The 18286-nt window shown below is 58.4% G+C and carries 19 protein-coding genes; 8 read left to right on the plus strand and 11 right to left on the minus strand.

Translation table 11 applies throughout. The annotated features are described in order from the left end of the window. Positions 1-101 precede the first annotated feature (101 nt). Genes BLU25_RS05800 through BLU25_RS05820 form a run of 5 tightly spaced genes read right to left on the minus strand, consistent with a single transcriptional unit; the run spans position 102 to position 4824 of the window. Positions 102-689, minus strand: coding sequence for an ATP-binding cassette domain-containing protein (locus tag BLU25_RS05800; protein WP_016781439.1), 588 nt, complete (start codon positions 687-689; stop codon positions 102-104). After that, positions 682-1473 carry an ATP-binding cassette domain-containing protein gene (locus tag BLU25_RS05805; RefSeq protein WP_016781440.1) on the minus strand — a complete coding sequence of 264 codons (792 nt, stop codon included), beginning with the start codon at positions 1471-1473 and terminating at the stop codon, positions 682-684. Before BLU25_RS05805 ends, BLU25_RS05800 begins: the two co-directional genes overlap by 8 nt. Then, a complete protein-coding gene (locus BLU25_RS05810) occupies positions 1473-2279 on the minus strand; it encodes an ABC transporter permease (RefSeq protein ID WP_029611480.1) in 807 nt (268 codons plus the stop codon). The genes BLU25_RS05805 and BLU25_RS05810 overlap by 1 nt, the downstream gene beginning before the upstream one ends. Continuing rightward, positions 2276-3235, minus strand: coding sequence for an ABC transporter permease (locus BLU25_RS05815; protein WP_228795891.1), 960 nt, complete (start codon positions 3233-3235; stop codon positions 2276-2278). The genes BLU25_RS05810 and BLU25_RS05815 overlap by 4 nt, the downstream gene beginning before the upstream one ends. A gap of 8 nt (positions 3236-3243) precedes the next feature. Continuing rightward, positions 3244-4824, minus strand: a complete 1581-nt coding sequence (locus BLU25_RS05820) for an ABC transporter substrate-binding protein (protein ID WP_016781443.1) — start codon at positions 4822-4824, stop codon at positions 3244-3246. A 241-nt stretch (positions 4825-5065) separates the two neighbouring features. On the opposite strand from BLU25_RS05820, the gene BLU25_RS05825 reads away from it, so the two are divergent. Next, positions 5066-5557 carry a hypothetical protein gene (locus BLU25_RS05825; RefSeq protein ID WP_016781444.1) on the plus strand — a complete coding sequence of 164 codons (492 nt, stop codon included), beginning with the start codon at positions 5066-5068 and terminating at the stop codon, positions 5555-5557. Here the strand turns inward: BLU25_RS05825 and BLU25_RS05830 are convergent. Then, the gene (locus BLU25_RS05830) at positions 5529-5789 is read right to left on the minus strand and encodes an HNH endonuclease signature motif containing protein (protein WP_016781445.1); all 261 of its coding nucleotides are present in this window, start codon (positions 5787-5789) and stop codon (positions 5529-5531) included. The genes BLU25_RS05825 and BLU25_RS05830 overlap by 29 nt on opposite strands. 139 nt (positions 5790-5928) lie before the next feature. Then, positions 5929-7254: an aminotransferase-like domain-containing protein gene (locus BLU25_RS05835; protein ID WP_016781446.1), complete on the minus strand. Its 1326-nt coding sequence runs from the start codon at positions 7252-7254 to the stop codon at positions 5929-5931. A gap of 98 nt (positions 7255-7352) precedes the next feature. Between BLU25_RS05835 and BLU25_RS05840 the strand changes: the two genes are divergently transcribed. From BLU25_RS05840 to BLU25_RS05855, 3 genes are all read left to right on the plus strand, one after another. Beyond that, on the plus strand, positions 7353-8249 hold the full coding sequence (locus BLU25_RS05840; protein ID WP_016781447.1) for a DMT family transporter: 897 nt from the start codon (positions 7353-7355) through the stop codon (positions 8247-8249). A gap of 454 nt (positions 8250-8703) precedes the next feature. Continuing rightward, entirely contained in the window at positions 8704-9546 is an 843-nt protein-coding gene (locus BLU25_RS05850) for a winged helix-turn-helix domain-containing protein (RefSeq protein WP_037001278.1), read from the plus strand. Beyond that, the gene (locus tag BLU25_RS05855; protein WP_029611483.1) at positions 9510-10004 is read left to right on the plus strand and encodes a hypothetical protein; all 495 of its coding nucleotides are present in this window, start codon (positions 9510-9512) and stop codon (positions 10002-10004) included. Before BLU25_RS05850 ends, BLU25_RS05855 begins: the two co-directional genes overlap by 37 nt. On the opposite strand, the gene BLU25_RS05860 is transcribed toward BLU25_RS05855, so the two are convergent. Further along, positions 9964-10476, minus strand: coding sequence for a hypothetical protein (locus tag BLU25_RS05860; RefSeq protein ID WP_016781451.1), 513 nt, complete (start codon positions 10474-10476; stop codon positions 9964-9966). The genes BLU25_RS05855 and BLU25_RS05860 overlap by 41 nt on opposite strands. A gap of 232 nt (positions 10477-10708) precedes the next feature. Between BLU25_RS05860 and BLU25_RS05865 the strand changes: the two genes are divergently transcribed. After that, a complete protein-coding gene (locus tag BLU25_RS05865; RefSeq protein ID WP_139803939.1) occupies positions 10709-12319 on the plus strand; it encodes an EAL domain-containing protein in 1611 nt (536 codons plus the stop codon). Positions 12320-12426: 107 nt separating this feature from the next. After that, positions 12427-13764 carry an MFS transporter gene (locus tag BLU25_RS05870; protein WP_029611484.1) on the plus strand — a complete coding sequence of 446 codons (1338 nt, stop codon included), beginning with the start codon at positions 12427-12429 and terminating at the stop codon, positions 13762-13764. Between the two features lie 119 nt (positions 13765-13883). Here the strand turns inward: BLU25_RS05870 and BLU25_RS05875 are convergent, their stop codons facing one another. Continuing rightward, entirely contained in the window at positions 13884-15245 is a 1362-nt protein-coding gene (locus tag BLU25_RS05875) for a sensor histidine kinase (RefSeq protein ID WP_016781454.1), read from the minus strand. Then, entirely contained in the window at positions 15242-15952 is a 711-nt protein-coding gene (locus tag BLU25_RS05880; RefSeq protein ID WP_016781455.1) for a response regulator, read from the minus strand. Before BLU25_RS05880 ends, BLU25_RS05875 begins: the two co-directional genes overlap by 4 nt. 171 nt (positions 15953-16123) lie before the next feature. Between BLU25_RS05880 and BLU25_RS05885 the strand changes: the two genes are divergently transcribed. Then, positions 16124-16381 (plus strand): hypothetical protein, encoded by a 258-nt coding sequence (locus BLU25_RS05885; protein ID WP_016781456.1) that lies wholly within the window; start codon positions 16124-16126, stop codon positions 16379-16381. Between the two features lie 71 nt (positions 16382-16452). After that, positions 16453-17007 carry a cysteine hydrolase family protein gene (locus BLU25_RS05890; RefSeq protein ID WP_016781457.1) on the plus strand — a complete coding sequence of 185 codons (555 nt, stop codon included), beginning with the start codon at positions 16453-16455 and terminating at the stop codon, positions 17005-17007. A gap of 38 nt (positions 17008-17045) precedes the next feature. On the opposite strand, the gene BLU25_RS05895 is transcribed toward BLU25_RS05890, so the two are convergent. Then, positions 17046-18134, minus strand: a complete 1089-nt coding sequence (locus BLU25_RS05895; RefSeq protein WP_016781458.1) for a YkvI family membrane protein — start codon at positions 18132-18134, stop codon at positions 17046-17048. Between the last annotated feature and the right edge of the window lie 152 nt (positions 18135-18286).

Here is an 18286-nt window from a genome sequence, read left to right on the forward strand (position 1 = left end):
TGGTACGTGATACACGGCGTCGAGATGGCCCGCGCGGTGGTGGATGCATTGATGGCCGGAACAACCCGCCCGGGCTAAACGGCCGGATTGCCTGCGGCGCACTACGGCACCCAAATACTCGAACACACCTTCTGCAACAACGCTTTGTTGTGGCTGAACACAATCATCCCCAACGCCCGGCACCGGGCTTCTTCCAGCAAAACCTGCCACACCTGTGCCTGCACATGGGCATCCAGTTGCGCCGTCACTTCGTCGGCAATCAGATAGCGGGTACGCGGATCCAGTGCCCGGAGCAAGGCGATACGCGCCAGTTCGCCACCCGACAATTCGTCAGGACGGCGCGCCAGCCAGTCAGGGTTCACCGCCAGACGCTCCAGCCATACAGCATCCGGCGACCAGGCATCACGCAGGCTCTCGCCAGTGGTGCGATAGGGGTTGAAGGTTTGCTCGGGATGCTGCGGCACCAGCTGGACTGGACAATAACCCTTTTGCGACAACGGTTTGCCACCCACCATCACACGGCCCGAAGTTGCTGACTGCCATTGCGCCAGCACCCGGCCCAGGGTGGTTTTGCCGTAACCGCTGGGTGCCGAGATGCCCTGGCGCTCCCCCGGCCTGACCTGAAACGACACGCTGTCCCAGAGCTGCCGGCCATCCTGAACGATGCTGAGTTGCTGGACCTCAAGCATATTCCGGTACCCGACGGGCAAAGAACTGTTGCTCGGGTAAGGCCGCCCACAGTGACTGCAACCAAGGGCTGCCGCCGTTTTCGCGCAATTCTTCAGCACTCAGGGTTTCGTGCAGTTCGCCCTGATGCAGCACGGCGATCCTGTCGGCGAAGCGCGCCGCCAGTGCCAGGTCATGGGTCACCCACAAAATCCCCCGGCCTTGCAGGCAAAAGCCCTTGAGGTGGGTCAGTAGCTGGCAGGCGTGTTCGTCATCCAGCCATGAGGTGATCTCGTCCGCGAGGATATAACGCGCAGGGGTCAGGGCCGCGCAACTGGCCAGTACGCGTTTGGCCATGCCCCCTGACAACATGCGCGGAAATTCGTCGACCAGTTCCGGCTTGAGATTGTAGTGCTTGAGTTGCTCGGCCACCGCATCGAGCCCCAGGCTGACCCCGCTCAATTGTGCGGCACGCTGCAATTGAGGCCCGACCTTGATCAGCGGGTTCAGGGCGCTGACACCCTGGGGCACGTAGCACAGGGCTTTGCCCCGCTGGTTGACCTTGCCGGCCTCCCCCAGCACCTGTCCGTCGAGCACTATTTCACCGCGACAGCGCATGTTTTCCGGGAGCAAGCCCAAAGCGCTTTGCAGCAGCAGGCTTTTGCCTTCACCGCTGGAGCCCACCAGTGCCGTCAATTCACCGGGGCGTACTTCAAGAGAGATATTGCTCAACAGCGGATGCCAGGTTTTGTTTCCCAGCCAATGGTAATGAGCAACGTCGAGCGCAAACCGGTCGAATTTCAGCATCAGGTAATCCTTATCCAGAGCTGCTGCAATGCCCGCGCAAATTGGTCAAAGACCAACACCAGACCCACCAGAATCAAACCCGGAAAAAACGCCAGCCACCAGGCGCCACTGCTCAAGTACCTTAGCGCATCTGCCAGCAACAGGCCCAATGACGGATCATGGGGTGCCAGTCCAAAACCCAGAAAGCTCAATGCCGCCGAATGCAGGACCGCATGGGGGAACATCAACAGGGTGCCAACGATCCACTGCGGCATCAGCAAGGGCAGCAAGTGATGACGCCAGCGATAGAAGCTGCTGTTGCCCAGGCGGTGCGAGAGCATCACAAAATCCGTCTCGCGGATGCGCATGATCTCGCCACGCAGGATCAGGGCCAGGCGTGGCCAGTGGGTCAGTGCCACAGCCAGGATGACCCCCTGTTTACCGCCGCCCAAAGTGAAACAAATCAATACCAGCAGCAACAAATGCGGCAGCGCCAGCATGCTGTCGATAAGCCCGCGAATCAGGTAATCCAGGGTTTTATTCAATGCACACAAACTGGCCGCCAGCATCGCCAGAAAACCGCTGCTAAAGGCCGCCGTCAGACCGATTTGCAGGCTGGTGGTCATCCCCTGAAAACACCGCAACCACAGATCACGACCCAGGCTGTCAGTGCCAAACCAGTACTCGGCAGAGGGTGGCAGGCGCCGTGCCAGCAGATCCATGGAGACATCAATATGGATGATTGAGAGACCGTAGGCGATCAATCCCAGCAGTATCAACAACGAGAGGCAAAGCCTGAGCAATGCGCCATTGGGGTTGTAAGTCATGACTGGCGCGCCGCCCCACGGTTAAGGTGCAGCAACAGCGCGTTGGCAATGCTGTTGCCGGTAAACACCAGTACCGCACAAAACATCACGATCCCCATCAACAATGGAATATCGCCGCGCAATCCGGCATCGATCGTGGCCTGCCCCAGGCCCGGATAAGCGAACACTTTTTCAGCCAGCAACGAGCCGCCGATCAACTCCCCCACCGAGGCAAACTGCAGACACAAGGCTGGAGTGATGGCGTGGCGCAGGATATGAAAGTTGATCAGCGGCCAGCCTTTGTCGCCCTGGGCATGGGCGTAACGGATAAATTCGCTGTTCATCACCTCAGCCACCCGCGAGCGGGTATGCAGGGCGATATTGCCTACGCCCAGCACCCCCAGGGCCAGCATGGGCAGGATCAAGTGCCTGAGCTTGTCACCCCAGGATGCGGTTTCGGCATTGCTGCCGGGGGTCCAGGCACAGCAGATCGGTGCCCAGTTGAGCGTCACGGCAAACAGTGACAGCAACAGCAAGCCAATCCAGAACGTCGGCATGGACGCCAGCACATAAGACAGGGTCGAGATCAGCCGGTCGGGCCAACGGTTCAGGTAACGACCCGCTGTCAGCCCCATGGCCAGACCGACGATTCCGGAAAATAGCCAGGCCGAAAACAGCAGGGCAAACGAGGTAGCAAAACGCTCACCGATCACTTGAGAGACCGGCGCGTTATAGAGCATGGAATAGCCGAAATCACCTTGCAGCATTTGCCCGAACCAGCGCAGAAAACGCTCCCACAACGGCAGGTCGAGCCCCCAGCGCGCCGCGATCAACGGGTACTGCTCGGGGGGGACGTGCAGCAGATCGTTACCTATATAGGCGCGGATCGGATCCACCGGAGAAAAACTGAGCAAGGCAAAGGTGCCCGCAGCCGTGACCAGCAGCAGGCCCATCAAGTGCACCACGAAAAGCGACACGCCGCGAATCACTGGCAGGTCCACTTCCAGCCATCGACGCTATTGAGCAACGACCAGGAGCCGTGAATTTCCGGGGCACCCTTGCCCAGGTCGACGCACTCATCGGTCAGGTAGGTGTGCTGCACATTGAGCAACCAGGCCCAGGCCGCGTCACCTTTTACCCCGACACCGGTTTTGCCGTCCCACTCCACTTGCTGCCAGAACGGCACGGCCTGCTGCCAGGTCGGCGCATCGAGGGCTTGCTGCAGATGCTGATCGACAACCGGGTTACGGTAATAGCCGGGGTTGTAGTACTCCACGCCCGCCGCCTTGCTGCTGTAGTGATGGTAAAGCTCCATCGGATCGAGGCTGCCCCAGCCAAACAGAGTCGGGTTGGCGTGCATGTTGCGCTCGACGGTTTCCCAACTGCCGGACTTCAAGTCCACGTCGATGCCCACAGGCTTGAGCATCGAACGCACGGCCTGGGCCAGATCCCGGCGGGTGGCATCGCCGCTGGCGTACCACAGGGTGACTTTAGCCGGCAGGCCATCTTTCTCACGGATGCCGTGGGCGTTTTCAATCCAGCCCGCGTCCTCCAGCAACTGTCGGGCCTTGTCGATATCGCCATCCTTGAACGCCGCATCCGGGTTGTCCCACGGTAAGCCCTGCACCCCGGTGTAGGCCGGGATCGCGTGGCCTTCGAGGATCTGGTCGGCGAGCAATTGGCGGTTGATGGCGTAGTTAATGGCTTTGCGAATGGCCACGTCGGCCGTCACATCGTTGCCGATGGGGTAGCCGTGAGCGTCTTTTTTACCTGAGGCAATGGTCGGCATCACAATGCCACGGTTTTCCACGCTGGGGCGCACCCACAGCTTCATGCCCGCGGCAGGTGTTACTGCCAGCGAAGGGGCAATACGCACAATGCCCAACTGCTTGCTTTGGGCAGCAGCAAAGGCGCTGTCTTCATCCAGGAACACAAACACCAGCTTGTTGAAGTCGTTCTTTTGCCCGGCGTAATACGGGTTGGCCTCAACAATCAACTGCTGGCCCGGCTGGTAGCTGACCAACCGGTAAGGTCCGGCGCCAATCGGCTTTTGCGCGTAGGTTTTGGCGTCGTATTTATCTGCCGAGACGATCCCCAGGGAACCGAGCACATTGACGAATGTGCTTTGCGGCGCCTTGAGCTCAATACGCACCGTGAGTGGATCAACCGCCTCAGCCTTGAGGAAGTTGCCCATATCGACCTTGCCACCACTGGCCGCCGCATTGTTGTAGGTGTAAGCCACGTCCTTGGCGGTCAGCGGCGAGCCGTCTGAGAACTTCAGGTCGGGCTTGAGCTTGAGGGTCCAGGTCTTGCCATCCGCGCTGGCCTGATAATCGCTAAGCAGAAAACTGCTCCAGGACAAATCCTCGTTTTGCTTGAGCAAAGGGCTGTGCAGCAGCAAATAGCTGCCGTGGCTCCAGCCCAGCATCGGGTCGAAGCCTTCGGTTGGTTCATCGCCAATGGCCAGCTGCAGGGTGCGGTCCTGCGCTGAATGGGCAGGCGCTGCCAGCACACTCAACAAGGCAGCCGCCACCAGGGTGTTGCGCATCCATGCAGGCTTTGACATCTATCCTCCTGATAATTAATAGCCTCGGCCAACCGGGCCTTGCGCAGGTTATCGCGCCCCACAGTAATAGCAGCCTGATTTTAAATAGCCAGTTATGCACCTGATTTTTTAGGGATTTTCCAGGCTTTACGACTTACCTTGTAACAATTGCTACAGGTCAGCTTCCCCGGACATGGCTGTGCTATACCAAGGGGTACGCTTATTCAGTCACGCCATACAGACACAGCTGACAGAGGTTCGCATGTTCAAAGGATTAGCCGGTCACCTCACAGAGAAAAACCTTCACTCGATCAACACCTTGCCGTCCAACAATATCGAATTGTTCGACTGCTATGCCGGTTTGATCCTGGGCCACCTGTACCGTAACTTCCCCTTGCCCATCACCCTGACTGCCGAACGCTTTATTGACTATAAAGGCCTGGCGGACAGCAACCGCGAGGCCTTGGAAAAGGAAGAAAGCCTGTTCCTGGCCACGGTCAAATGGCTGGCCGACATTGGCTACATCCACTTCGACGGCATGTCGGGTGTAGCCTTTTTCGAAGTAGTCCTGACCAACAGCGGGCTGTTGATCCTGCGGGCCTACCCTGAAGGCACCGACACCGCCCCAACCCTGGGCGAAAAACTGGCACAGTGCGTCATGAACGAAAATACTGCCGATATGCGGGCCTTGGTAACCCAGGCCCTGAGCTTGGGTGTGCGTATGATCAGCCCGATGAGCCGGTCGGGGATTTAAGCCAGGTGCATTGATCGGCATGCCACTGCAATGCTTCATTACTGGCCATCGCTGAAGGGGATGCGGGGGTATTGAGTGGCATGCCTTCGTAGCGGGTGTAGTCGGACTGGCTCAATGCAGGTGCCAGGCGAATAAGGCGACTGCCTGGCACGATGGCAATCAGGTAAAGGTCGAACAACGTATGCAGATCAGCGCGCAGCAGCAAGCCGTTTGAGACTGCGTTGGTCTGCAACGTAATGGCCAGCTAATTCCTGGTCACTCCATCCGTCCGACATCACCCTGTCCTTATTCATCTGCGCTTAAGCAGACAAGGTAGGGAAATTTACTAAGCAACGTAAGATAAAAGTAAGCAGTGTAGGAAAAACTTAAACCTAGGCGTACGCCCCAACCACCCACCGCACCTTCTCCAGCCCTTCGCGCAGCGCCTCGATTGCCACCGATCCCAGTGCCAACCGGATTGCATGGGGCACATGGGGCGAGGTGGCAAAAGGCTGGGCCGTGGACACCGAGACCTGCTGACGCTCAAGTGCCGCAGCCACTTGATCGGCCCTGGCGTCCTCCGACAGGGGTAGCCAGACAAAGTAGGACGATGGGTGTCGCACTCTATGCAATCCGTCCAATACTTCGTCAGCAATCAGTTGCCTTCGCTGGGCATCCTTGCGTTTTTGCCCCTCAAGGCGACTCACCGTGCCGTCATCGAGCCAGGCGCTGGTGATGGCTGTCATTACCCCGGGCGCATTCCAGGCCGTGACGCGGATAACTCGCTCCAGTGCGGCGACCTTGGCCGCAGGCGCCACGATAAAACCCACGCGCAAGCCAGCGGCAACACTCTTGGAAAACCCGGAAACATACAGCGTTCTTTCCGGCGCCAACTCGGCCAGAGGCGTCGGCGGGTTTTCCACCAGAAAGGCGTAGGCCGCGTCTTCGATGATCTGCAGGTCGTGGTGCCGGGCAATCGCGACCAGCTGCTTGCGCTGCTCAAGGTCCATCACCCAGCCCAGCGGGTTGTGCAGCGTGGGCATGGTATAGATCGCCCGCACCGATCGGCTGCGGCACAGCTTGGCAAGGGCATCAAGGTCCGGCCCGTGTTCGGTACCGGGGATCGGCAGCAGCTCAAGGTGCAGCGCCAGCGCCTTGAAACCCGGGTAGGTCAAGGCATCCACGGCAATCACGTCACCTGGCTGGAGCAAGGCCATCAGGGCCACGGTCAACCCGTGCTGCGCACCATTGACGATCAGCACCTGCTCGCCGGGCACGTTCAACCCGCTGGCCAGCAGATGGCGCGCCACCGCCCCCCGCTCATGCAGGCGCCCGCCGTGGGGCTGGTAGCGCAACAAGGATTCAAGGTCGCCAGACAACGCCAATTGGCGCAAGGCCGTGCGCAACAGTTCGGCCTGGCCGGGCACGGCGGGGTAGTTATAGTTGAGGTCCAGCATCCCCGCCGTCACATCGGGCTGGTCGATGCCGTGCCCCGGGGGCAGCGAGGTCTCCCTGACGAAAGTGCCGCGCCCGATTTCACCGCTGACCAGGCCCATCGCCTCAAGTTCGGCATAGACCCGGCTGGCCGTCACCAGGGCCAGGCCCTCATGCGCCGCCAGCTCGCGGTGGGTGGGTAAACGCGTGCCCGGCGACAGGCGTCCGCTGCGGATATCGTCGGCAAAAGCGTCAACCAGTGACTTGTAACGGGATCGGGACATCGGGCTTTGTATCCATGACAATTTTTTGATTGTCATTAATCATCAGCCATAGGATGTGCGGCATGCAATCGCGCAATCAACCTTGAGTGTGACATTCGATGGAACGCACTTCCAACCTGCAAAACCCCACTGCGGATAACAACCTGAGCGGCTGGATCAACGGGTTTATTGGCGTGGTTATTTTCAGCGCCTCGCTGCCCGCGACCAAGGTTGCGGTGCTGGAGTTTGATCCGGTTTTTTTGACTCTGGCGCGCGCCAGCATTGCCGCCGTGCTGGCACTGGCCATGCTCGGCCTGCTCAAGGCCCGCCGACCGCAGCGCAGCCAGTTGCTGGCCCTCACAATCGTGGCCTGCGGCGTGGTGGTCGGCTTCCCCCTGCTGACCGCCCTGGCCCTGCAACATGTAACGTCGGCACATACCATTGTGTTTCTCGGCCTGTTGCCCCTGTCCACGGCGGCATTCGCGGTGCTGCGCGGGGGCGAGCGACCACGGCCGGCCTTCTGGTGTTTCTCGGTGCTGGGCAGCGCGTGCGTGGTGGGCTATGCCCTCTCCCAGGGCCTGACAGCCGCCCCCGAAGGTGACATTTTGATGTTGCTGGCCGTACTGATCTGCGGTCTGGGTTATGCCGAGGGCGCCAAACTGTCGCGTACCCTGGGCGGTTGGCAGGTGATTTGCTGGGCACTGGTGCTCGCGTTACCGGTGATGGCCCCTCTGGCGTGGTTATGGGCGCCCTCCTCGTTCGCAGGCATCAGCGTCCCTGCCTGGTCCGGGCTGGCTTATATCTCTGTGTTCAGCATGTTGATCGGCTTTGTGTTCTGGTATCGCGGGCTGGCCCAGGGCGGTATCGCTGCGGTGGGCCAGTTGCAGTTGCTGCAGCCGTTTTTTGGCCTGGCGCTGGCCGCCACCCTGCTGCATGAAAGGGTCAGCCTGGGCATGTTTGGCGTGACAGCAGCGGTGATCCTGTGCGTGATGGCGGCCAGAAGATTTGCCCGTTAGCGCCCGGCTTGCGCGGCAGCAGAGTTGGCCCTCGCGATGCTGTCGCCGCGCGCCTGTTTAACGTAGGCATCCCGGGCCTGCAGGATACTTCCCGCCGCGTGAACCCAATCATGGGCAGTGCAACCGCCGAGCCCTGCACTTGCAGCCAAGGCCAGCATCAATACAAGACACTTTCCAACCGCACTTCCAAACCCATACATGGCAACCATCACCCTATCCAACACCTGATAAAACATCCAACTTTCAGTTTATATAGTCCACCCCCTAATAATCTTACCCAGCCTTACTTGCAACACTTCAGACGCTTAAAACTTCTTACACACACTGACTTTACGCACTTGCCCGAATAAACAAACAGCGCAACCGTATAGATAGGATATTTCCTACACCCAAGCTTGACTGATAGCATCTGCCTATGATCTTCTTGCACAGGAAAACATCAAAGGTAAGTAAGATGCAGGGCGACCGTGAAACTTCAAACGCATTAACGACGGTCAAATGCAGCTATGATCATGACAAGCTTTTACTGCGCAACCCTCCTCTGCAAACCACCCTTACCAGTAACGAGGGCCACCTGTTATTAGCCCTGATCGAGGGCGTGACCGACAAGGAGGACTTGATCCGGCGCGTATGGGGAGAGCGCGGGCTTATCGTATCGGACAGCAGCTACTATAAGGCCCTTCATACCCTCAGGCATTACCTCTCTGAAGTCGGCCTGGACCGCTCTGTGTTAAAAACGTTGCCCAGGCGCGGTGTCGTTCTGCTTTTAAATATAGAAAAAATCTCCAGCGAAAACATACCCCCTGACAGGGAGCATCAGGCAGAGCCCCTGGCCACCGATAACACGGGTATTCAAGCCTGCTCCCTGCCTGAACCAACACCGGTGTTAGCCATACAGGACGACATTCCAGCGCCAATACCCATAACCCCACCTATACCGGCACCCCCACCCAGAAAGCAGAGCTGGCGCAACGGCCTTTTTTATCCGCTCGTGTTAGCGGGCATGCTCTTGCCGGCTGGTTATGCCTATATGCTGTTTAATAAACCGGTGCAACTGGAGCGCTGGCGGCTGTTATCGCAAAGCGAACATGCAAAACAGTATGTTGAACTGGGCGATAAAACCGCCGCGAGCGATATTGCAGCAGCGATGGCGATATTTGGCCCTGCCGTGGGCACGACAGGCACTAACTATTACATCAAGAAAACCCTGTCCGAACTTTTAGTCAGCTGCGAAAAACCGGAGAGCAAAGGAGAGGCGCTATGCACCAACTACCTCATTATCGAACAAAAAAAATAACCCTGTGGCTGAGCCTGGCGTCCATCATGGTATTTGGCACCCTGATTGCGTTACAAGCCTATAGCTACCATGAGGACACCCCCCAAGCGCAATGCTATGCCTCTATTGATTTTGTTTATTCAACCGAGAATGGCCAGCGCTGGACCGGCAAAGGCGACATGTCAATTAACATGGACGCAGGTGAAATCTACCTCTACTTCAACCTGAAGAGTCCGCAGCAACAAGGCTTCTTATATAACCGACGGCTCGACGTACACTTTGAAAAACTCGACACCTCCAGGTTTTTATTCAACACCCATAACGCCACCGTTTTCGAGAGTGACAACAGCGACAAACAGGCCCTGTTTATGCGCCGCGGGCTGGAGGGGGGTCTTATTACGTATTCGCGGTTCTCGGATGTCGAGTACTACTACAACATCAATAATATGTTGATGGGGGTTTGCCATGTGCCAACCTGATCACAGCTGCACCGCCGTAACCATATAGCCCGGTCCATTTGCTGCCGCGCTGGAACTCACGCCGTACAAACAATGAAACATCACTGATATCGCCCGTGTCATACAAGCAAACCCCCTGACTTTTCGCCTTGGCCAGTACCGAGAACAAGTACCTGATCACATCGGCTGCCTTGAGTACATCATCCTGTGTGCAAGCGATAGACCTCACCACCTGGGTCAAGGCACGGTTGTACTGGGCAAATACAACCAGCGGGCGGTACAGGCCACAGCGGCACAGATGGGCGGCTATCTGATGGACCACAGCCTCGCGCTCGCCCTCGTTCAACAGGCGGCCCTGGCGGGTCAGCACATCAAGAAAACGCAAGGCATTGCGAAAGTCGACATTCTTGACCCCCTCCTGCTCCTGCACGGCCAGGGCTGCCTTGAAAGCGAAGTCCCTGCCCACGATGGGTACTGCGTTGGGTGAATACATGCTGAAGCGTCCGCGGTCAAGTTCAACGCCATGCTCACATAGCCCTGGCCCCGCAACCCGCCATAAACCTTATATAGGCTTTCACTTCCCTTACTTTTCCTTACCCCTCCTGAAAGCCACGGTTTACGGGTGTTGCTGGTGGTTTTGAGGGGCTAGTATCCGACCTTGGGTTCAGTGTGTTTCAGGGCTGGGACTCGTGCATTTTATTCGGCTGAACCTCGCAGGGCTGTCCATGAATCGCGCACTACGTTATTCCTCGAAAAAGGTCCTTTTGATTTCGTTTGCCATCGGCATCTTGCCCATCATCCTGGGCAGCTTCCTGGTCTACCTCAAGACTCAATCAGACCTGTCCCGCACCTCCAGCAATGCCGCTCACGAGGCATTCCGGCAGATAACGGTCATGCTGGTCGAGGCACAGGCCGCTGCCGATGAACTGATCAGCCTTGCCGGGGTGCCCTGCCCTGAAGTGGCCAAGGAACTGCGCGAGGCGGTGGCTACGTATCGCTTTCTGCGCGCCACCAACCTGGCCATTGATAACCAGGTGTATTGCAGTTCTTTATACGGCACCGATATAAACATGCAGATCAACCCGTCGAGTTATATGCGTGGCCGTTTGCGCCTGGTTGACCACGCTACCCCCGGGCCGAAAACTTCAGTTCTGGTATTGAGAACGCAACAGGGCAATAAAAGTGTTCTGGTGGGCATCGATGGTCGACATATCCAGGATGCCCTGCACCTGATCAATAAACACAGCAACTTATCACTTCAGGTGGGCAACACCTGGATGACTCAATATGGCGTCACGCACACACCACCTTTCAATAACGCTGCGACGGCCAGCAAAAAACAGGTGTCCAATGAGTATGGCTTTACTGTTCAGGCCGCCTACCCGCCGGGCACTCTGTTGAGACATACATTCGAAACCTATTCGGTGCTGCTCGGCCTTTTATTGGTATTGGGCCTGTTTTCCGCGTGGTTTACCTATTGGATGCTTGGCCGCGTGCTGGCACCGAGCATGGAACTTCAGCGCGCCCTGTCAGCGAATGAGTTCATTCCCTATTTACAGCCGGTTATTTCGTCAACTTCGGGGACCTGTGTGGGATGCGAAGTGTTGATCAGATGGGATCATCCCCATGAAGGGATCATTACCCCCAACAGTTTTATACCGCTTGCCGAGCGATCTGGCCTGATCATTGCCATGACCCGAACAATCATGCACAGCACCGCGCAATTACTCGCGCCGCATGCGCCTGGGCTGGTACAGCCCTTTCATATCGGTTTCAATATTTGCGCCAAACACTTTGAGAGTTTCGAGCTGGTGGATGATTGCACTGCATTTTTGCAGGCGTTTAAACCAGGTACGATCATCATCGTTCTGGAGATGACTGAGCGCGAACTGATCAAGCCCACCCCCACCGCGCTGCAACTGATAGAACAGCTGCATGGGCTCGGCGTGCAAATTGCGCTGGATGATTTTGGCACCGGACACTCCAGCCTGAGCTATTTGCAGCAATTCAAAGTCGACTACATCAAGATAGATCGAAGCTTTGTCTCCATGATCGGCGCCGATGCCCTGTCGGTGCATATCCTCGACTCCATCCTCGACCTGGCACTCAAACTGGATCTGCAGGTGCTGGCCGAGGGCATTGAAACCGAGGAGCAACGCGACTATCTGGGGGCCTGCGGCGTGGACTTCATGCAAGGCTATTTCTACGCCCGGCCCATGCCCGTCAACGATTTTTTGCAGACGATACTGCAGTACCCGGATTTTTCGAAAAAAGCCCCCTGGCCTGGCGCCCTGCGCCCTGTTGCGCCATGCCCGGCGCCAGCACCGCAGGTGTAAATCACGGCACACGTCGGTGCTGAATACGCCGATGACACTTCTGGAGCGAAGCGTTGCAGCGCCGGCCTCGATAATCATCGCAAACTGATGACAGGTCGAGGTTGAACATGACAAGCGTATCCACAGAGCACGTCAGCCCCAAAACGCTGAGAAAAGTGATTGTCGCCGCCGCCATCGGTAATTTTGTCGAATGGTTCGATTTTGCCGTATATGGCTTTTTGGCCACCACCATCGCCCAGCAATTTTTCCCCAGCGGCGATGCCAGTGCCGCATTGCTCAAGACCTTTGCCGTGTTTGCTGTGGCCTTTGCCTTTCGGCCCTTGGGCGGGGTGTTCTTCGGCATGCTGGGGGACCGTATCGGGCGCAAGCGCACCCTGGCGATGACGATCCTGCTGATGGCCGGGGCGACAACATTGATTGGTATTCTGCCCACCTATGCCGCCATCGGCGTAATGGCACCGCTGCTGCTGACCCTGATCCGTTGCGCCCAGGGATTTTCAGCAGGCGGCGAATACGCAGGCGCCTGCGCCTACCTGATGGAGCATGCGCCCAACGACAAAAGGGCCTGGTATGGCAGCTTTGTGCCGGTATCGACATTTACCGCTTTTACCGCCGCCGCCGTAGTGGCCTACGCCCTCGAGGCGTCGTTAACGGCCGAGGCCATGGCCAGTTGGGGCTGGCGCCTGCCGTTTCTGATTGCCGCGCCGCTGGGGCTGGTGGGGCTTTATCTGCGCTGGCAGCTGGACGAAACCCCGGCATTCCAGGCGGTGAAGCAGGAGCATGCCGTGGCCCACTCACCGCTCAAGGAAACCTTGCGCCATCATGGTGCGGCCATCTGCTGTCTGGGCGCCTTTGTGTCGCTCACGGCGCTGTCGTTCTATATGTTCACGACCTACTTTGCGACCTACCTGCAAGTCGCGGGCGGGTTGAGTCGCGCCAGTGCCTTGCTGGTGTCATTGATCGCCCTGCTCTTCGCGGCGGCACTGTGCCCTTTCGCCGGGCTGTACTCTGACCGGGTCGGGCGCCGCGCGACGGTGGTAACGGCTTGCGTGCTGTTGATTGTCGCGGTGTACCCGTCGTTTCTGCTGGCCAGCTCCGGCGGGTTTGCCGCGTCCGTCGTCGGTGTGATGCTTCTGGCAATAGGCGCAGTGTTGTGCGGTGTGGTGACCGCTGCCTTGCTTTCGGAAACCTTTCCTACCCGCACGCGTTATACGGCCTCAGCCATCACTTACAACATGGCCTACACCCTCTTCGGCGGTACTGCACCACTGATGGCAACCTGGCTGATCAGCATCACTGACAGCAATCTGTCGCCGGCGTTCTACCTGATCGCAGTGGCCTTGCTGGCCCTGGCCGGAGGCCTGGCGTTGCCGGAGACATCTCGGATTTCCCTGCATGATATTCCGTCAACGGAGCACGGCTCGCCGCTGCCCGTGGCGGTGTGAAGGCCCACTGCAGCGACCGCCGGGCGCCTCAAGTGGCATACACGCGGTCGTCAACCAAAGTAGCCGGGAAACAACTTACGCGCTGGGCACGGATACTAAAAACACATAAATTTAGCCGCTCATGCTGCGCCGTCAGCCTTTAATACCGGTAACTGCACGTTGACTTGCAGCCCTCCCGATTGACGGTTGCTCAGGGTCAGCGAGCCTCCATGCTCCAGCACAATCGCGCGGGCAGCCGACAAGCCCAGCCCCACTCCGCCGGTGTTTTTGTTACGCGAACCTTCAAGCCGATAAAAGGGTACGAACACCTGTTCATGGCATTGGACAGCAATGCCCGGCCCGCGATCGAGCACGCGCACCGTCACCTGTTCATCGTCGCCACTCAGTTCAACGGCAGGCTCACTGGCGTATTTGATGGCGTTGTCCAGCAGGTTGGTGACCACACGCTTAAGGCCCAGCGGGCGCCCGAAGTACACCAGGTGGGCGGGGCCACTGAAGGCAATGTCGATGGCCTGGTCACGGTAGTCATCTACCAGGGTTTGCAGAAGCTCGGCCAAATCAAATGACGTGGCCTGCTCCAGCCGGGCGTCATCGCGAAAGAACGCCAGGCTGGAGTTGATCATGGCCTGCATTTCGTCGACATCTCGAAATAACCGCTGTTGTTGATCAGGGTCGTCAATAAACTCACCGCGCAGGCGCATGCGCGTCAGCGGCGTGCGCAAGTCATGGGAAATGGCTGCGAGCATCTGGGTACGGTCCTTGATGAAGTGCTGCAACTGCGCCTGCATGGCATTGAAGGCAAGGATTGCCTGGCGGATCTCCGTAGGCCCGACCGGCTCGATGGGCGGGGCACGAAAGTCGACCCCGAAACGTCGTGCGCCCTCGGCAAATTGTTGTAACGGCCTGGCCAGATGGCGCGTGGCTATCAGCGCAACCAGAGCGGTAGACAGCAGCACCAGCACAACCAGAATCAAATTGCGTTGCCACTGCCCCAGGCCCCAACTGCGCGACGGGATGCTGAACATCAGCCAGGAACCATCTGCCAGTTGCACCAGCAAGGCGTAATGCCCGTTCTGCTGTGGCCAGTCCTCGGGCTGATAGGCCTCCAGGCGTCGTTCCGGGCTGTTGAACAAGCGTTGCGCCAGAGGGGTCGCGGTGCGCTGCACAGCATCGGCGACCTGGGGCAAATCCAGCCCTTCGCGGCTGGCATGCCAGCTGATATTCAGGCTGCTGTCAGTGGCGGCCGCCGCCAGGCGCTCGCGCTGCGGGGCCTGGGAGGCCTCTATCAGCTTGGTGGTCAGGGAGATTTTCTCCAAAAGCCCGATCTCGCTGAGCGGCGGGTAGGCCCAGACCCCTGCCAATTGGGTAAACAGGGCATTGAATGCCAGCGCCGTGAGCATCGCGACAATGGTAGTCAAGGCAATCCAGCGTGCGATGGTGTTGCGCGAGCGCAGCCGCCAACCTGCAAGCCAGCGCTTCACTGCCGGGTCACACTGGGGGTGAACAAGTAGCCGACGTTGCGCACGGTGCGGATCATCTCCACCCCCTGACTGTCGAATTCCAGCTTGCGTCGCAAGCGGCTGACCTGCACATCGATGCTGCGATCGAACGCGTCATGCCCCGCCCCCCGCGCCAGATCCAGCAGCAACTCGCGGGCAAGAATGCGTTGCGGATGCTCGACAAACACCAGCAACAAGTCGAACTCGCCGGCCGACAGCGGGATCATCACTTGATCCGGTGAGCGCAGTTCCCGGCGGGTAAGGTCCAACTGCCAGCCGGCGAACTTCATCAGCGGTCGCGGCACCAGCCCGGTCGAAGGCTGGCCCTGCCCTGCACGACGCAGCACCGCACGCACCCTGGCCAGCAATTCGCGGGCATCGAAAGGCTTGCTCAGATAGTCATCGGCGCCCATTTCCAGGCCCACCACCCGATCGCTTAACTCGCCCATTGCCGTCAGCATAATGACTGGCGTGGGAAACTGCTGACGCAAACGCTGGCACAGCATCAGGCCATTTTCCCCGGGCAACATCAGGTCAAGAATGATCAGGTCCGGCGGCTGGACGGCCATCGCTGCCCACAGCGAAGTGCCATCGGTCGCGACCTGCACCGAATAACCATGACGGACAAAAAATTTCTTCAGGAGCGCAAGGACCTCAAGGTCATCGTCCACGATCAAAAGGCTGCTCACCGGCGCGTATCACTTAAGGTCTGTAAGGCCTTCTATCTAAAACTATTCGGCGCGCCGCGTCATATATTTCAATTCGGCAACAAAGTGTCACTACGGCAAGAAAGCAGACATATCCGGGCAAGACGCCAATGGGAGGATCACCCTTCTTCCCTGCCAAGAATTTTTGTCACCATGCCTTCTGACAACCCGTCCATGATCCTGGAGCAACGCCTGGTCAAGCGCGCCAACGCTGCCCTGCACTGCCGCGAAACCAGCCTGCGCCTGACGGACCAGGGCGATGAACTGGTACTGAGCCGTTATATCGAGCATTACAGCCATGACGGCGTGCAATGGGTTGAGAGCACGCACCGGGTGCGGGTCAGCGCACTGCTCAAATGGATGATTACCCACGGCCAGCCACACACCCTGACCCAGAATGACGACCTGTAGGCAGTGGCACACGCCGCGATATTGCGTTTAGCATGGCCCCATCCACAGCCCAAGGACAGACCATGCCTTCAATGACCCCGGATGCGGCACTGATCATCATCGATATGCAAAAAGGGATGTGCAACCCCGGGCTTGGCCGCAGAAACAACCCGGATGCCGAGCGCAACGTACAGCGCTTGCTGCAAGCCTGGCGGCAGACGCAACGCACGGTCATCCATGTCCGGCATATTTCGCGCACGCCCACCTCGGTGTTCTGGCCAGGCCAGTCGGGCTGCGAGTTTCAGGTGGCGCTGGCGCCCCTTGAGGATGAGTACGTCAGCGAAAAGAACGTGCCCGATGCGTTTGCCAATAGCGGCCTGGAGCGCTGGCTGCGCACGCGCGCGATTAACCAGTTGCTGATCGTCGGCGTGATCACCAACAACTCCGTGGAGTCTACGGTGCGCTCAGCAGGCTGCCTGGGGTTTGATGTGATCGTTGGGGCAGACGCCTGCTACACCTTTGACCAGAAGGACCTGAATGGGCGCCTCTGGCCTGCCGAAGATGTGCATGCATTGTCGCTGGCCAATATGGCGCTGGATTACGCAACGGTTCGGGACGTCAATCAGATACTTGAACAGCAAGCATGAGACAAATGCCGCCGAATGTTCATTCGGCGGCAACCGGGTCAGGACGCTGCGTCCAGTGCCGCTTTTTGCGCTCTGGCGACAGAGCGGCTGCGCGCCCAGTTAAAGCAGATCGCCAGGATCAAGGCAAAGCCGACGTACCCCAGCAGCGGGTACACGGTGCCGACCAGCTTGCTGAAACCACCCAGGCTCAAGCCCAGGCCGACACACACGGTGGCAGCACTGATCAACTTGAAGCGACGGGTTTCAGGCTTGGCGAAACGTGCGCTGAAAGCAAAGAACATACCCACCGCCGTGCTGTAAACCATACACACCAGGGCCAGCGACATCACCACCGAAAGAATCGGCGAAATACGCCCCGCCAGTGCCAGCGATGGCATTTCAATACCCTGCAACTGGTTGATGTTGGCAAACAGGCCGATGTTCAACAGCAGGATCAACAGGCCCAGCCCCAGGCCGCCGAGCACGCCGCCCACAGCCGCGGCCTTGGGTTGTTTGGTCATGCCGCCGATCACCGCCAGCATGGGGAAACCCACTGCGATATTGAACGATGCATACAACAATGCGCCGACAAACCAGTTGCCAGTGACCGTTTCGTTGTTCTCGCGAGCGACCGCGTCCAGGGTCTCGATCGGCGCGTTGTAGCTGAAAATCGAGTAGGTGGTGATGATCAGCACCATCGCCAGCAAGAAAGGCATCACTGCGCTGATCAGATCAATGATGCGCTTGACGTTCATGCACAGCGTGGCGATCACCAGCACGGTCATCAATACACCGCCAAACAAAGGGGGCAGATCGTATTGCTGGGCAAAGATCGAACCGCTACCTGCCAGCATCACCACGCCGACACCATAGAGGAAGAAGGACAGCACTACATCGACAACCAGGCCGATACGCGCACCGAACAGGATGTAAAGCACCTCCTTATGGGAAGTTGCCTGCATCTTCGAACTCATCCGGGCAATCTGCATCCCCAGGAAAGCGAACATCAAGCCACTCACCAGCGTGCCCACGATGCCGACAAGCCCATAGCCGGTGAAAAACTGCAGTACCTCCTGCCCGGAGGCAAAGCCGCCACCAATGACTACGGACATATACGCAAGCGCGATCTGGATCGACTGTTTATTCATTACACTATTTCTCATTTTTAGACTTATTAGGTGCACGGCAAACAAAAAGGCCATTAACCGCCTTCTCATTTGCGCAAACGGCTGCAGCCAAAGCAGCCCAACAAAACGCTGCGGCTTGTTGAACGGTGCTGATGTGCAGGCGCCGGGGCAGT

Origin of the sequence: Pseudomonas fragi (assembly GCF_900105835.1) — a bacterium.
GTDB classification, from domain to species: domain Bacteria; phylum Pseudomonadota; class Gammaproteobacteria; order Pseudomonadales; family Pseudomonadaceae; genus Aquipseudomonas; species Aquipseudomonas fragi.

What these genes read in the sequence shown, in the direction of transcription:
- BLU25_RS05800 (WP_016781439.1), bottom strand. Translation starts at nt 689, where the DNA reads ATGCTTGAGGTCCAGCAACTCAGCATCGTTCAGGATGGCCGGCAGCTC.
- BLU25_RS05805 (WP_016781440.1), bottom strand. Translation starts at nt 1,473, where the DNA reads ATGCTGAAATTCGACCGGTTTGCGCTCGACGTTGCTCATTACCATTGG.
- BLU25_RS05810 (WP_029611480.1), bottom strand. Translation starts at nt 2,279, where the DNA reads ATGACTTACAACCCCAATGGCGCATTGCTCAGGCTTTGCCTCTCGTTG.
- BLU25_RS05820 (WP_016781443.1), bottom strand. Translation starts at nt 4,824, where the DNA reads ATGTCAAAGCCTGCATGGATGCGCAACACCCTGGTGGCGGCTGCCTTG.
- BLU25_RS05825 (WP_016781444.1), top strand. Translation starts at nt 5,066, where the DNA reads ATGTTCAAAGGATTAGCCGGTCACCTCACAGAGAAAAACCTTCACTCG.
- BLU25_RS05835 (WP_016781446.1), bottom strand. Translation starts at nt 7,254, where the DNA reads ATGTCCCGATCCCGTTACAAGTCACTGGTTGACGCTTTTGCCGACGAT.
- BLU25_RS05840 (WP_016781447.1), top strand. Translation starts at nt 7,353, where the DNA reads ATGGAACGCACTTCCAACCTGCAAAACCCCACTGCGGATAACAACCTG.
- BLU25_RS05850 (WP_037001278.1), top strand. Translation starts at nt 8,704, where the DNA reads ATGCAGGGCGACCGTGAAACTTCAAACGCATTAACGACGGTCAAATGC.
- BLU25_RS05855 (WP_029611483.1), top strand. Translation starts at nt 9,510, where the DNA reads ATGCACCAACTACCTCATTATCGAACAAAAAAAATAACCCTGTGGCTG.
- BLU25_RS05860 (WP_016781451.1), bottom strand. Translation starts at nt 10,476, where the DNA reads ATGTATTCACCCAACGCAGTACCCATCGTGGGCAGGGACTTCGCTTTC.
- BLU25_RS05865 (WP_139803939.1), top strand. Translation starts at nt 10,709, where the DNA reads ATGAATCGCGCACTACGTTATTCCTCGAAAAAGGTCCTTTTGATTTCG.
- BLU25_RS05870 (WP_029611484.1), top strand. Translation starts at nt 12,427, where the DNA reads ATGACAAGCGTATCCACAGAGCACGTCAGCCCCAAAACGCTGAGAAAA.
- BLU25_RS05885 (WP_016781456.1), top strand. Translation starts at nt 16,124, where the DNA reads ATGCCTTCTGACAACCCGTCCATGATCCTGGAGCAACGCCTGGTCAAG.
- BLU25_RS05890 (WP_016781457.1), top strand. Translation starts at nt 16,453, where the DNA reads ATGACCCCGGATGCGGCACTGATCATCATCGATATGCAAAAAGGGATG.
- BLU25_RS05895 (WP_016781458.1), bottom strand. Translation starts at nt 18,134, where the DNA reads ATGAATAAACAGTCGATCCAGATCGCGCTTGCGTATATGTCCGTAGTC.